This window comes from Sphingobium sp. AntQ-1 (assembly GCF_028538045.1).
GTDB lineage: Bacteria > Pseudomonadota > Alphaproteobacteria > Sphingomonadales > Sphingomonadaceae > Sphingobium > Sphingobium cupriresistens.
This window is the reverse complement of sequence record NZ_CP117158.1, coordinates 2,466,568-2,479,820: the sequence shown is the minus strand read 5'-3', so window position 1 is coordinate 2,479,820 and position 13,253 is coordinate 2,466,568. Positions and strand designations below refer to the sequence as shown.

16 protein-coding genes are annotated in these 13,253 nt (G+C 65.2%); 7 read left to right on the top strand and 9 right to left on the bottom strand.

The genetic code is table 11. The features are described 5' to 3' along the window. Window positions 1-73: 73 nt before the first annotated feature. Together sphantq_RS12410 and dmeF are read left to right on the top strand one after the other, a co-directional pair. Window positions 74-346, top strand: coding sequence for a metal/formaldehyde-sensitive transcriptional repressor (locus sphantq_RS12410; RefSeq protein WP_272798634.1), 273 nt, complete (start codon window positions 74-76; stop codon window positions 344-346). Then, window positions 343-1,332: a CDF family Co(II)/Ni(II) efflux transporter DmeF gene (dmeF, locus tag sphantq_RS12405; RefSeq protein ID WP_272798633.1), complete on the top strand. Its 990-nt coding sequence runs from the start codon at window positions 343-345 to the stop codon at window positions 1,330-1,332. The genes sphantq_RS12410 and dmeF overlap by 4 nt, the downstream gene beginning before the upstream one ends. Before the next feature lie 2 nt (window positions 1,333-1,334). Here the strand turns inward: dmeF and sphantq_RS12400 are convergent, their stop codons facing one another. The 4 genes from sphantq_RS12400 to sphantq_RS12385 form a co-directional block, all read right to left on the bottom strand. Next, on the bottom strand, window positions 1,335-1,925 hold the full coding sequence (locus tag sphantq_RS12400; RefSeq protein WP_272798632.1) for a histidine phosphatase family protein: 591 nt from the start codon (window positions 1,923-1,925) through the stop codon (window positions 1,335-1,337). A 12-nt stretch (window positions 1,926-1,937) separates the two neighbouring features. Beyond that, window positions 1,938-2,747, bottom strand: coding sequence for a 3-deoxy-manno-octulosonate cytidylyltransferase (locus sphantq_RS12395; protein WP_082678950.1), 810 nt, complete (start codon window positions 2,745-2,747; stop codon window positions 1,938-1,940). Beyond that, window positions 2,744-3,703 (bottom strand): KpsF/GutQ family sugar-phosphate isomerase, encoded by a 960-nt coding sequence (locus tag sphantq_RS12390; RefSeq protein WP_066599935.1) that lies wholly within the window; start codon window positions 3,701-3,703, stop codon window positions 2,744-2,746. The genes sphantq_RS12395 and sphantq_RS12390 overlap by 4 nt, the downstream gene beginning before the upstream one ends. A 349-nt stretch (window positions 3,704-4,052) precedes the next feature. Continuing rightward, window positions 4,053-5,054: an NAD-dependent epimerase/dehydratase family protein gene (locus tag sphantq_RS12385; RefSeq protein ID WP_066599929.1), complete on the bottom strand. Its 1,002-nt coding sequence runs from the start codon at window positions 5,052-5,054 to the stop codon at window positions 4,053-4,055. 161 nt (window positions 5,055-5,215) lie between these two features. On the opposite strand from sphantq_RS12385, the gene sphantq_RS12380 reads away from it, so the two are divergent. Together sphantq_RS12380 and sphantq_RS12375 are read left to right on the top strand one after the other, a co-directional pair. After that, window positions 5,216-6,352 carry a GNAT family N-acetyltransferase gene (locus sphantq_RS12380; protein WP_272798631.1) on the top strand — a complete coding sequence of 379 codons (1,137 nt, stop codon included), beginning with the start codon at window positions 5,216-5,218 and terminating at the stop codon, window positions 6,350-6,352. Then, complete coding sequence (locus sphantq_RS12375; RefSeq protein ID WP_272798630.1) at window positions 6,349-7,218, top strand: cupin-like domain-containing protein; 870 nt, start codon at window positions 6,349-6,351, stop codon at window positions 7,216-7,218. Before sphantq_RS12380 ends, sphantq_RS12375 begins: the two co-directional genes overlap by 4 nt. Here sphantq_RS12375 and sphantq_RS12370 read toward each other — a convergent pair. Genes sphantq_RS12370 through bla form a run of 3 tightly spaced genes read right to left on the bottom strand, consistent with a single transcriptional unit; the run spans window position 7,196 to window position 9,787 of the window. Next, a complete protein-coding gene (locus sphantq_RS12370) occupies window positions 7,196-8,263 on the bottom strand; it encodes a GNAT family N-acetyltransferase (protein ID WP_272798629.1) in 1,068 nt (355 codons plus the stop codon). The two genes, sphantq_RS12375 and sphantq_RS12370, sit on opposite strands and share 23 nt — an antisense overlap. Window positions 8,264-8,307: 44 nt before the next feature. Beyond that, window positions 8,308-8,679, bottom strand: coding sequence for a DUF962 domain-containing protein (locus sphantq_RS12365; protein WP_066599919.1), 372 nt, complete (start codon window positions 8,677-8,679; stop codon window positions 8,308-8,310). A 52-nt stretch (window positions 8,680-8,731) separates the two neighbouring features. Further along, window positions 8,732-9,787: a class A beta-lactamase gene (gene bla, locus sphantq_RS12360; protein WP_272798628.1), complete on the bottom strand. Its 1,056-nt coding sequence runs from the start codon at window positions 9,785-9,787 to the stop codon at window positions 8,732-8,734. A 96-nt stretch (window positions 9,788-9,883) separates the two neighbouring features. On the opposite strand from bla, the gene ung reads away from it, so the two are divergent. Beyond that, on the top strand, window positions 9,884-10,597 hold the full coding sequence (ung, locus tag sphantq_RS12355) for a uracil-DNA glycosylase (protein WP_066599916.1): 714 nt from the start codon (window positions 9,884-9,886) through the stop codon (window positions 10,595-10,597). Between the two features lie 113 nt (window positions 10,598-10,710). Further along, window positions 10,711-11,061, top strand: a complete 351-nt coding sequence (locus sphantq_RS12350; RefSeq protein ID WP_066599913.1) for a glycine zipper 2TM domain-containing protein — start codon at window positions 10,711-10,713, stop codon at window positions 11,059-11,061. Window positions 11,062-11,178: 117 nt separating this feature from the next. Here sphantq_RS12350 and rpoZ read toward each other — a convergent pair whose 3' ends face one another. Next, window positions 11,179-11,523, bottom strand: coding sequence for a DNA-directed RNA polymerase subunit omega (rpoZ, locus tag sphantq_RS12345; protein ID WP_007708529.1), 345 nt, complete (start codon window positions 11,521-11,523; stop codon window positions 11,179-11,181). A gap of 126 nt (window positions 11,524-11,649) precedes the next feature. Between rpoZ and sphantq_RS12340 the strand changes: the two genes are divergently transcribed. Then, on the top strand, window positions 11,650-12,852 hold the full coding sequence (locus sphantq_RS12340) for a phospholipase D-like domain-containing protein (protein WP_443021478.1): 1,203 nt from the start codon (window positions 11,650-11,652) through the stop codon (window positions 12,850-12,852). Between the two features lie 32 nt (window positions 12,853-12,884). Here the strand turns inward: sphantq_RS12340 and sphantq_RS12335 are convergent, their stop codons facing one another. Next, window positions 12,885-13,250, bottom strand: coding sequence for a hypothetical protein (locus tag sphantq_RS12335; RefSeq protein ID WP_066599909.1), 366 nt, complete (start codon window positions 13,248-13,250; stop codon window positions 12,885-12,887). Window positions 13,251-13,253 lie beyond the last annotated feature (3 nt).

The following is a 13,253-nucleotide window of genomic DNA, read 5'->3' as shown; positions in this document are numbered from 1 at the left end:
GGCATTGATAGGGGAGCGGCGCATCCCGATCCACCCTTGGTTTCGGCGCAAATATAGTATAGGGGGGTATCCTATGCACATTATTGCGGATCGGGATAAATTGCTGGCGCGGATACGCCGGATCGCGGGACAGGTCGCCGCCGTGGAGCGGCAGTTGTCCGGCGATGCCGGCTGTTCGGAGACGTTGCAGCTGGTCGCGTCGGTGCGCGGTGCGGTGGGTAGCCTGATGGAGGAACTGATCGAGCAGCATATGCGCGAGCATGTCGCCCGGCCGGGCCTGTCCGACGAGGCGCGCCAGGCCGCGACCGAGGAAATGCTGGCGCTGATCCGCCGTTACGGGAAATGACGATGCACGACGACCATCACCATGCTCATGGGGACCACGGCCATGGCGCCCACAGCCCTGCCGACCAACCCGTCACTTTTCAGGACAATAACGGCGAGGAAAGCCATTATTTCGACCATATCTATCTGTCGGCCGGGCATGACCAGAATGCCAAGCGAACCTTGTGGGTCGTCTGGCTGACCGCTGCGACGATGGTGGTGGAGATCGCCGCGGGCTGGTGGACCGGATCGATGGCGCTGCTGGCGGACGGATTCCACATGGCGACCCATGCCGGGGCGCTGGCGGTGGCGGCGGCCGCCTATGGCTATGCCAAGCGCCATGCGCGCAATCCGCGCTATACGTTCGGGACCGGCAAGGTCGGCGACCTGTCGGGCTTCGCCTCCGCGCTGCTGCTGGGCGTCACCGCCCTGTTCATCGCGATCGAATCAGGTATGCGCCTGTTCCAGCCGATCGACGTGGCCTTTGGCGAGGCGACGCTGGTGGCGGTGGTCGGGCTGGCCATCAATATCATCAGCGCATTGTTGCTGGGCCACGACCATAGCCATGACAATCACGACCATGGCCACGACCACAAACATGGCCATGCCGACAATAATCTGCGCGCCGCCTACGTGCACGTGCTGACCGACGCGCTGACGTCGGTGCTGGCGATTGGGGCGTTGCTGGCCGGGCGCTATCTGGGCTGGTGGTGGATGGACCCGGCGGTCGGCCTGCTGGGCGCGGTCGTGATCGCGCGCTGGGCCTGGGGCCTGATGAAGGACACCGCCGCGATCCTGCTCGATACGGCCGAGCCGGCGCTGATGGCGCGGGTGCGCGCGCAGGCGGAGGCGGAAGGCGCGACGATCCGCGATCTGCATGTCTGGCGCATCGGTCCCCATGCCCATGCCGCGATCATCAGCCTGGCCCCCGGCGCCGACGCGCCCAAGGTAAGGGCGCGGGTGCGCGCGCTCCCGCGCATGGAGCATGTCACGGTGGAGTGCGGGTAAAATTAAGGACGCTCGTCCCAACGAATCAGGCTGACCCCACCATCCTGATCGACGGTCAGTTCGCCAAAAGCCCCGGTCCGCAACTTCAGCGCGCCGAGCGGCAGACCCGCCGCGATCAGAGCAAAGCGCGCCGCGCCATTGCTCGTGACGAGCAGGTCCACGCCCGCGCCGCCCTCCGCGAAGAAGGCGCGCCAGGCGGCGATGCGGGCATCGGCGTCCACGATCCAGCCATCGGGCGCAATACCCCGCTCGTCCCAATCGGCCAGCGCCTGCGCGCCGATCCGGGCCAGCACCGCCGCCTCTGGCCGCCCTTCGTCCGGACCATGGTCGATCTCCCCCAGCCAGTCGCGCACACCATCCGCGGCATCGCCCGTCGCGGCGGCGATAGCAGCGGCCGTTTCACGCGCGCGCAGGAGTGGGCTGGACAAGAGGCGATCGATCGGCTGCGCCTGGTGCGCGAACCATTGGCCCAACCGCCCCGCCTGCGCATGGCCGCTCTCCACCAGCGGAATATCGGTGCGGGCGCCCACCCGGCAGGCGTCAGCGCTGCTCGCAAAGGTGTCGCCGTGACGGATGATGAAGATGCGGCGCATGATAGCGGGCGATCAAAGCGGCGGGGTCGGGTCGCCATAGACGGCGATCAGCGCCTCGACCCGGCTGATGTCGGCCTCTGTATCGATGCCGCTGCTGTCGAAGCGCGGTGGATCGACGGCGACCGTCATGACCGGGATACCCAGTTCGAGCAGGCGCAATTGCTCCAACCCCTCCAGATTTTCCAGCACCGTGGGCGGGCAGGCTTCAAACCGCTCCAGCGCGTCGAGCGTATAGCCGTAGAGGCCGACATGGCGCCAGACGGGGGACCAGGGGTCGGTTTCGCGCAGCTTATCCTCATTGCGGATCGCGGGGATGATCGTCTTGGAAAACCACAGGGCGCGACCATCAGGCGCGCGGGCGCAGGTGGTGCCGCTGAAGGGCGAGCGCGTCTTATGTTCGCGCAGCGCGTCGAGCGCGGGCCAGTCGAGCGCGATGACCGGCGTGGCGACCGGCGCGCCGCCCTGTAGCGCGGCGATCACCGCGCCGAGCGCTCCTTCGGGCTGGAAGGGCGAATCGCCCTGGAGATTGACGATGAAGCGTGGCGGCGAGGGTTGCGCCTGCGCCGCCGCAAGCGCGCGGCCCGATCCGGTGGCGATGGCGCTGTCCGTCATCACCGCGTCGCAGCCGGCGGCGCGGGCATGATCCGCGATCGCATCATCATCGGTCGCGACGGTCAGGGCAACGTCCGCACGGACGCCGATCGCCGCCCGCGCCATGGCGATCGTTCGGTGCAGCAACGTCCGCCCGGCGATCAGGCGAAGCGGCTTGCGCGGCAGACGGGAAGACCCCGCCCGCGCGGGAATGACGACGAGAAGGCTCAGGCGACCCCGGCGTGAAGCAGATCGTGCATATGGACCGCGCCGATCAACCGGCCATTTTCGCAGACGAAAAGCAGCATGATATTATGCTCATGCATCAGATGCATCGCTTCGGACGCCAATTCGTCGGGACCGACGGCAAGCGGCGTCAACGTCATCGACCGGCCCACGGCCTCCGTCAGATTCTGCTTGCCTGTCACGGTACGGCGCAGATCGCCATCGGTGAAGGCGCCGATCAACCGGCCATTGCGATCGACGATCGCCGTACCGCCGAGGCGCGCGCGCGTCATTTCGATGGTCGCGTCGAGAAGCGAGGCATCTTCCCGCACCATTGGCACGTCGTCACCGGCGGCCATAAGCTCGCGCACCTTGACCAGTTGCGCGCCAAGCCGGCCATTGGGATGGAATTTATGGAAATCATCGGCGGAAAAGCCGCGCATTTCCATCAGAGAGATCGCCAGCGCATCACCCAGCGCCATCTGCACCGTGGTCGAGGTCGTGGGGGCTAGGGAATTGGGGCAGGCTTCCTCCACTTCGGGCATCAGCACGCACATATCGGCCGCCATGGCGACGGTGCTCTGCGCCTGCGCGGTGATGGCCACCAGTGGAATGGCGAAGCGCTTGCAATAATGGATAATCGGGCCGAGTTCGGTCGATTCGCCCGAATGGGACAACATCAGAACGACGTCATCCGGGGTGATCATGCCCAGATCGCCATGCCCCGCATCCGCAGGGTGGAGGAAGATGGCCGGGGTGCCGGTGGAGGTGAGCGTCGCGGTCATCTTGCGCGCAACGATACCGCTCTTGCCGATGCCGGTGACGATCACGCGGCCGCGCACTTTCATGATGACGCCGATCACGCGCAGGAAGGTTGCGGCAAATTCCCGTTCGGCGAATTTGGCCTCCAGCGCATTGAGCCCGGAGGCTGCAATCGAAAGACTGCGGCAGGCAGTCTCCACGATACGGCCGCCGGAGCCGAACGGGACGATTTTCGAAGCTGGTGTCGACACGCGTTTGCCCTTTTATCCGTTTTTCACGACCAGATCATCCGGCCGGATCAACGGCGACGAACCATCGTATTCGATGCGTCGTCTTTCCCTCGTTCCGCGACCCCTAGCTGATTTTGCAACCAGCATGGGAGCATGGCTTACGCTGTTTCAGGCACTTATGGCAATCTATTTTGCAAGTGCGAAAGAAATTAGCGGCAGTTGAAAACAGTCAAACCTGACAGGAGCAAGGCAAAACGACTATATACAGCGACGAACCGTGGAACCATTTCCTATTTGCTATGCGCGCGACGTGCTGCCTTCATTGGGTGTCATGATAGTCACGATACCATTGCACGAATCGCGGCACGCCCGACTCGATTCCCGTTGTGGGAGCGAAACCAATATCATGGCAGATAGCGCTGATGTCGGCATAGGTTGCGTGAACGTCGCCCGGCTGCATCGGCTGGAAGTCGATCTGCGCCTTTCGCCCCAGCGCATCTTCCAGCACGGCGATCAGATGCATCAGTTCTTCGGGCCGGTTATTGCCGATATTATAGAGCCGGTGCGGCGCGCGACTTCCCCCGGCCTTGGGCGCGCCATCGTCGGCGGGTGGATGATCGAGGCAGCCGATGATGCCGCTGACGATGTCGTCGATATAGGTAAAGTCGCGCTGCATCCGGCCATGGTTGAACACCGGGATCGGTTCGCCCGCCAGGATTTTCGCGGTGAAGATCCACATCGCCATGTCAGGACGACCCCAGGGGCCATAGACGGTGAAGAAACGCAGGCCCGTCATGGGGATGCGGAAGAGATGGGCATAGGTTTCGCTCATCAGCTCATCGGCGCGCTTCGTAGCGGCATAGAGCGAGACGGGATGATCCGCGCGATCCTCCACCCGGAAAGGCAGCGTGTCGTTGCCGCCATAGACCGACGAGGAGGAAGCGTAGACCAAATGCCGGACCCGCCGCTCTCGCGCCAGTTCCAGCATGTTGACATGGCCAGCCAGGTTGGAGCGGACATAGGCATGGGGATTGATCAGCGAATAGCGCACCCCGGCCTGCGCGCCCAGATGCACGATCGCCTCGATCACCTGATCGGCCAGCGCGGCGTGCAGCGCGTCGAGGTCGGCGAAATCCAGTTCGTGGAAGGTGAAGAGCCTATCATGAGCCGCCTGCAACCGGGCGATCCGATCGCGCTTAAGCGACACAGGATAATAATCGTTCATGTTGTCGATGCCGACCACCGCATGGCCCTGCGCCAGCAGCCGGTCGGCGACGTGCATGCCGATGAATCCGGCAGCTCCGGTAACGAGGATGGTCATGCATTTCCCTCTCGGCCTGGGTGCGGATGCGCGGCCCCTTCCCCCGTCTCAGACAATCCACCATGGCTTGTAAAGCCCTCATAAGCTGCACGCGGTCCCGCTATGCGCAGACTTTCGCCGATCTTTACCGCCCTATAATCTTTATCGCCTAAGCGAAGGCCATGGACATGGCATCCCATCCCAAGCCCCCGGCTCCGGTCCCCGACCTGACCGGGCAAGGTCAGCGCGAACGCTGGCTAGCGTTGGCGCTGGACGCAGCAGAGGTCAACGCCTTCTACGCGCCCGACATGCTGACGGCCGCGATCGACCATCTGGCGGGCGACGGAAACGTCCATCTGATCGAGGCGCGCGATGGTGACATGGCGATAGGCCTGCTGCCGGTCGTCTGCAAGCCGCGCCATGGGCGCCTGCCGATCGGCTGCGTGGCGAACTGGATGCACGATCACTGCTTCTTCGGCGCGCCGATGATCCGCCGGGGGCATGAAGTCGCCGCGTGGCGCAGCTTCCTGGCGCAACTGGAGGCGGCGCCCTGGGCGCGCGGCTTCCTGCATCTCGAAGCCGTGGACGCCGCCGGGGCCAATGCCGCGGCGCTGGAGGCCTTATGCGTGGAGCAGCGGCGCGGCCGGCTGGAGATTCATCGCTACGACCGGGCGATGTTGCGGTCGGACCTGACCGGCGACGCCTATTGGGAAACGCAGATACGGTCCAAAAAGCGCAAGGAATTGCGCCGCCTGCAAAAACGGTTGGCGGAAATGGGGGCGGTCGAGACGCGCCAGTTGACCGACGGCGCCGAGCTGGCGCGCTGGTGCGGCGATTTCCTGGCGCTGGAGGCGTCGGGCTGGAAGGGGCAGGAAGGCACGGCGCTGGCGTGCAAGCCGGCCGACGCCGCTTTCTTCCGCGCCGCCTGCGCCGCCGCCTTCGACGCAGGTCGCCTGCACATGCTGCGCATCGACCTGGACGACCGGGCGATCGCGATGCTGGTCAATTTCCGCCATGGCGAGGGCGCTTTCTCCTTCAAGATCGCGTTCGACGAGACGCTGGGACGCTTTTCGCCGGGCGTGCTGATCGAGATCGCCAATCTGAACGCGGTGCAGGCCGATCCGGCGATCGGCTGGATGGACAGTTGCGCCGCCCCCGATCATCCGATGATCGACAGCCTGTGGGCGGAACGACGGACCATCGTGCAATATCGCATCGCCCTGCATGGCGCGGGCATCGCCCGGATGCAGCGCAGCGCCGCCTTCGCGCTCGCCAACGGGGTGGAGGCGATCGCCAGAAAATTGAAAGGACAGGCATGACCGCCCATAGCCCGATCGCGCCGGCCGCCGACGCCATCTTCCCCGACGAGGCCCGCGCCGCCTTCGCCGCCGCTTATCCCGACCAGTCGATCAAGCTGCATCATGGGCTGGTCGGCCACGGCCTGTTGACGCTCGACGCGCTGGCGACTCTGGCCGAGCGGATGCTGGGCACATCGGTCGAATACAATCTGGGCAAGTTACCGCTGGGCGTGCGCCCGGAGGATACCCCGTCCAACGGGCTGACGCTGGGCGAGACGATCCGCACGATCGATACCAATGGTAGCTGGGCGGTACTGAAGAATGTCGAGCGCGACCCGGCCTATGCCGCGCTGCTGGACGCGGCGCTGGCGGAACTGGAACCGATCGTGTCGGACAAGACCGGGCCGATGCTGCATCGCGAAGCCTTCATCTTCCTGTCTTCGCCCGGCAGCGTCACGCCATTCCATATGGACCCGGAGCATAATATCCTGCTCCAGATCATGGGCGTGAAGACGATGACCGTCTTCCCGGCGCGCGACCAGCATCTGGTGCCGGCGCAGAAGAGCGAGGATTTCCATGGCGGCGGCCATCGCAACCTGGTGTGGCAGGACGGGTTCAAGGCGCATGGCACGGCCGTCCGGCTGGAGCCGGGCGATGCGATCCACGTGCCGGTGAAGGCGCCGCATTTCGTGGAGAATGGCCCGACCGTATCGGTCAGCCTGTCAGTGACATGGCGATCGGAACGCAGCGTGGCCGAAGGCGAGCTGCACAGTTTCAACGCATTGCTGCGCAAACGCGGCCTGCCGGTCGGCACGGTCAGCGCACGGCCCGAAGCGCAGGGCGTGCGCCGCCTGGTCTATCGCATCATGCGGAAGCTGGGCGCTTAAGTATCCGGCGCAGCAGCGCTTCGGCTTCCAGGCGCGGGCTGAACCGTTCCAGCACCCACCATTCAAGCGAGTCCTCGCAGGTGGCGAGGCTCTGCTTGTAGCGATCCTTGCCCGCCAGCAGCGAATAGCGTGAGAGGCCGCGTGCGGCATAATGGCCGACCGCCGCCGCATGGCAGAGCAGGCCGGGCTTGTCCTTCGCGGTGCGCGACGCGGCGAAGGCGGACTGATAGTTCATCGCCACGCCGCGATGGGCGAAATTGACCAGCAACCCGACCACGCCACCGGCATCGGAAAAACGCAGCAGTTCCACCGCGCCCGACGGCAGTCCGCGCGCGCAGATCGTGCCGACGAAGCTGCGGAAGCCGGCATCGTCCCAGGCGTTGTCGGCATGGCGGCCGCCGTTGAGCGCGGCCATCTCCTCCAGCCAGGGGATGACGTCATCAAGCCCGCCGATAGCAACGTCGGGGAGTGGGCCGCCATGATCCTTCATCGCGCGGCGAATCTGGCTGCGCGTATTGGCGCTGAGCAGCGACAGATAGTCGCCGTCAGCGGCGCGCACCGCGCCCAGATCGACCTGATAGACGGGCGAGACATCGATCCGGCTGCGACGGCGCGCGGCCAGGCCGAGCAGCGGCGAATCGGGCGCGACCCCGCTGAGCGTCAGCGCCCTCCAGTCGCGGCGGCGCGTGAGGGCCGCAAGTGCGGCGGCGGTCGCTTCCGCCTCCCGGCCCGTTTCGACCAGCAGGCCATTATATTCGACATAGGGCCGGTCGGCCTGGGGATCGCCCGACTGGTTGAGGCTGAGCGTCGCGACGTCGCCCAGCAGGCGCGGCCGCATCGCATGGCCGGCCAGCGCCAGCGCCACATCCTGTCCCGTTGCATCGGTGACGGCCAGCAGGTCGGGCCGGACGCCATAGCTGTCGAGCCATGCCCCGACCCAGGTCCAGCCCAGGAAGAAGCTGCCGTCGGATCGCGCCTCCAGCGCCTGCCAGCGCTCAGCCAGGGTCGCCCGGTCGGGCTGCGAGAAGGTCGCGGACAATGTCATCGCGCCCCTTGTGGCAGAGCGCCGGGGCGGGTCAAGCGGATCGGTCAGACGGACATGCGTCTGGCCGGATCGACTGTGCCGTCGGGCCGTACACCGGCGCGCGCCAGATCACGGCCCATATGGCCGGTGAGGAAGCGATACCACATGACGAAATCGGCGCGCAGCGACCAGAGCGGATAGCGGAAGGTCGCGGGGCGATTGCGTTCGATCAGGCTGTGACCGGCCCAGGCGAAACCATAGCCCACCAGCGGCAAGGCTGCGGCCATCCACCAGCGCCCGGCAAAGGGCGCCGCAGCGACCAGCGCCACGACCAGGCTGGTGCCGGCATAATGGAGCGCGCGGGTGCCCCGACGCGCATGTTCCTGCAGATAATAGGGCCAAAAGTCGCGGAAGCGCTTCATGCGTGTCACGGCCATATGTGTTGCATCCTCTCTTTGACCGCAAGCGTAACGAAACAGCCGATGGCTGTTAAGTCTTATGCGCCAGACCGTGCGCCCTGTCGGGAGCATAGAGGAAATAGTCATAGGCCGCGCGCGCCGCTTCCGCGATGATGCGGTCGCGCGCGACATGGCCTTTGCTATCCTTCATCACGAAGACCGCAATCGCGAAGCGGCGCCCGTCGGGCAAGCGCACGACACCGACATCGTTGCCGGTGCCGTTCAATGATCCCGTCTTGTGCGCGACCGCCGTGCCCGGCGGCAACATGCCCACGATTCGCTTCTTGCCCGTTTCGCAATTCGCCATGATGGTGAACAGCCGCTGGGTGCTGGCGGCCGACAGCGCGCGGCCCGATTCATAGGCGGCGATCAGGTCGAGCATCGCCGCGGGCGTGGAGGTGTCCTGCAATTCTGCAGCGAAGGCCAAATTAGGCAGATCGCGGATATCGCGCGTGACCAGTTGCGGATCGGCGCGTCGGGCCGCGTCGGCATTCTGGCGGAAGCTGCCCGCCAGCGGATGAATGCCCATGGCGCGATAGAGGAGATGCGCGGTGTCGCTGTCCACACGCAGCCCGGTGACGCCCAGCTTATTCACGAAGCCGGTGATCGCCTGCGGCCCGCCCGCACGCGCGACCAGCACGTCGGTCGCATTATTGTCGCTCTTTTGCAGCATCAGTTCCAGCAACCGGTCGATCGACAGGGTCGCGCCGGGGCGGGAGAACATCCAGGCGATGCCGCCCTCGCTCGCCAAGGCAGGATCGAGCGCAAGCTGTTCGTCCAGGCGCGCCTGCCCCGCATCGACCAGCGCGAAGATGCGGCCGGCCACCGCGATCTTGTAGGCGCTGGCCATCGGGAACAGCGTGTCGCCGTTCAGCGCCTGCGTCTCGCCGGTCTGGAGATCGCGCACCCCGATCCCGACCGATCCGTCCGACAGGGCGGCGAAACGGGCGAACTCGCCCAGTAATTTCGCTTCGGCGCTTTGCTGGACCAGCGGCTTGGGCGGCGGGCCGAAGGCGTCGGCGCCGGGCAACGGGGCAAGAAACAGGCCGAAGGCGGCGAACAGGCTGACGGGACGAGCAAGCGACATGGTTTCGCCTGTCGCGGATCGGCGCGCGGGAGGCAAGAGGCTTTGCCCCGAATCGGGCAGGTTGACAGGGCTTTGCGCCCCGCGCCATCAGGCGGCATGAGCGACACCATCAAGCTGCACGAAAGCTGGCGCGCGCCGCTGGCCGATCAATTCGAAGCCCCGCATATGCAGGGGCTGAAAAATTTCCTGCGGGCGGAGAAAGCGGCCGGGAAACGAATCTTCCCCAAGGGCAGCGAATATTTCCGCGCGCTGGACCTGACCCCGCTCGACCAGGTGAAGGCCGTGATATTGGGGCAAGACCCCTATCACGGCGAGGGGCAGGCGCATGGCCTGTGCTTTTCGGTACAGCCGGGCGTGCGCACACCGCCGTCGCTGGTCAATATCTATAAGGAGATGCAGGCGGATCTGGGCATCGCGCGGGCCAGCCATGGCTTTCTGGAGCATTGGGCGAGGCAGGGCGTGCTGCTGCTCAACAGCGTGTTGACGGTCGAGATGGGCCGGGCGGCGTCGCATCAGGGCAAGGGCTGGGAACTGTTCACCGACGCGGTGGTGCGGATCGTCGCACAAAAGGAGGAGCCGGTCGTGTTCCTGCTGTGGGGCGCCTATGCCCAGCGCAAGGCGGGCTTCGTCGATCAGAGCCGCCATCTGGTGATCAAGTCCGCCCACCCCTCCCCTTTGTCCGCGCATAACGGTTTTCTGGGATCGCGGCCCTTTTCCAGGGCCAATGCCTTTCTGGAAGCCAAGGGCCGCGGCGCGATCGATTGGGCGTTGCCGGCGCTGGCCGTCGGTCAGCAAGGGCTGTCGCTTTAACGTATCAGCGCCATAGCTGAACGATGCATAACAGGTCGGTTCAGGAACGAAACAAGCGCCTCATGCGATACCCCCATCACAGTTAGAGATTTCAGGGTTTGAGGAGAACGCACATGATCTTTCGTAAAGCCATTCTGGCCACCGCCCTTGCCGCCGCGTCGCTGACCGCAATCGTCCCTGCGACATCCTATGCGCGCGACCATGATCGTCGCGGCCATCATCGCGAATATCGCAGCGATCATCATCGCGGCGACCGTTATGCGCAACGCCGCAGCTATCGTGACGACAACCGTTACCGCTGCCGCAAGTCGGGCGGGACCACCGGCCTGCTGCTGGGCGGCGTAGCCGGGGCCCTGTTGGGCCGGGCCGTCGATACGCGCGGCGACCGTGCGCCTGGAACGATCATCGGCGCTGGCGCTGGCGCGCTGGCCGGCCGGGCGATCGACCGCAACGGTAGCTGCTAAAATAAAGAAGGCGCGTGGGACATGTCCCCCGCGCCTTTCTCTTATGTCCAGGAAAAGCGAGGCCCGGTCCTGCTTGCGCAGGCCGGGCCTTCGTTCCTCTCCAAACTTGTCCAGCGGTCAGCCGTCGTAATCGCCGCCGATATTCTGGTTGCGCGGCGGCGCGGCGGCGGTCAGGCGCAGAGCCTCCGCCGACTGGGCGATCGAGCCGATTTCGTCCGGCGTATCGTCATCGTCAATCTGCACCTTTTGCAGCGACGCGACGACCGAATCGTGCAGATCGGCGGGCAAGACGGTTTCCTCGGCGATCTCGCGCAGGGCGACGACCGGATTCTTGTCCCGGTCGCGGTCGAGCGTCAACTCAGCGCCGCCGGAAATCTCCCGCGCGCGCTGGGCGGCGAGAAGGACGAGGTCAAAACGGTTGGTAACCTTGTCGACGCAATCTTCGACGGTAACGCGGGCCAAACAGGGCCTCCTGCAAATAACGGAAGGAAAGTCGTGAATTGGCCGCTTAGCAGCCGTCCCCGCAAGAGTCAATGAAAAGGCCATAAAGCCATGGCGAGAGACGGACAAAATGGGCATGAAGGGCATATGGCGACCATCAAACCCGCCCCCGACTGCGCCACCACGGACGACATCCGCCTGGACCTGCACGGCAATCATCTGCGCCTGATCGCGGACGGCCCGGCGCTGCGCCAGGCGCTGATCGCGCTGATCGACGGGGCGCATCACAGCCTGAAACTCTATTATTATATCTTTGCGGCCGATGGCAGCGGGACGCTGGTGCGCGATGCGCTGATCGCGGCGCGGGCGCGCGGGGTGGCGGTGACGCTGATGATCGACGGGTTCGGATCGGCCGCCACGCCCGACGCATTCTTTGCGCCACTGATCGAAGCAGGCGCGCAGTTCGCGCGGTTCGGGACGAGCCGCTCGACCCGCTATCTGATCCGCAACCATCAGAAGATGGCGATCGCCGACGACGAGCGTCTGATGATCGGCGGCTTCAATGTCGAGGACGGTTATTTCGGGATTCCCACCGAGGATTGCTGGCGCGACATCGGCCTGCTGATCGTCGGTGATCAGGTGGAGGCGATGACGCGCTGGTACGGTCAGCTATGGCGTTGGAGTTTGACGAAGAGGCATCGTTTTCGCACTCTGCGGCGCATGGTGCGCCAATGGCATCCCACGCTGCATCACCATGCCGCCGATCCGTTCCGCTGGCTGATCGGCGGGCCGACCCGGCGCCTCAGCCCTTGGGCGCAGGTAGTGAAACATGATCTGGAGAAGGCGGGGCGGGTCGACATGATCGCCGCCTATTTCTCGCCGGGGCGCGGAATGCTCAAGCGCATAGCCCGCGCCGCGCGGCGCAAGGGCGCGCGTATCATCCTGCCGGCCAGGTCGGACAATGGCGCGACCGTGGCCGCCGCGCGATTGCTCTATGGACCGTTGCTGCGGCGCGGGGTGGAGATTTACGAATATCAGCCGTGCAAATTGCACATGAAGCTGATCGTCATCGACGATGGCGTCTATGTGGGGTCGGCCAATTTCGACATGCGCAGCCTGTTCATCAACCTGGAGGTGATGCTGCGGGTGGAGGATGCCGGATTTGCCCAAGAGGTGCGCCAGTTCATCCTGCGCGAGGCGACGCGAAGCCGGGCGATAAGCCTGGAGGCGCATCGGTCCGGCCGCAGCGGCCTGACCCTGCTCAAACAATGGATCAGCTATCTGCTGGTCGGCGTGCTGGATTATACGGTGACGCGGCGGCTGAATTTCCGCGACCCGGACGCAGATTAAGGGGGCAGGCGCCGCCCGCCCCGCAACAGATTTCAGCGACCGTTGTCGGTCAGCACGCGGACCTCGCCGACAGGATAGCCCTTTTCGGCCATTTCCTTGGCATAATCGCCGCGGGCATCGGCCAGTTCGGCGCGATATTCCTCCCAGGCGTCGCGATTATCCTCCGCATCGGACGAACCGCGCAAATCGCCGGTGAGTTCCTTGCGCGCTTCGGCCAAATCGGTCTGATAGTTGAACCAATAATCATTTTCGACGCCAGCAATCGGCCCCTGATAGACCAATTGGGTTTCGACCTGGGCCAATTGTTCTTCATAGCTGACCGGGCCTTCCTGCGCCTGGACGGCGGCGGGCGCCATAGCCAGCAGAGCGGTGGCGGCGAGAAGCTTCGCATACATCATGGG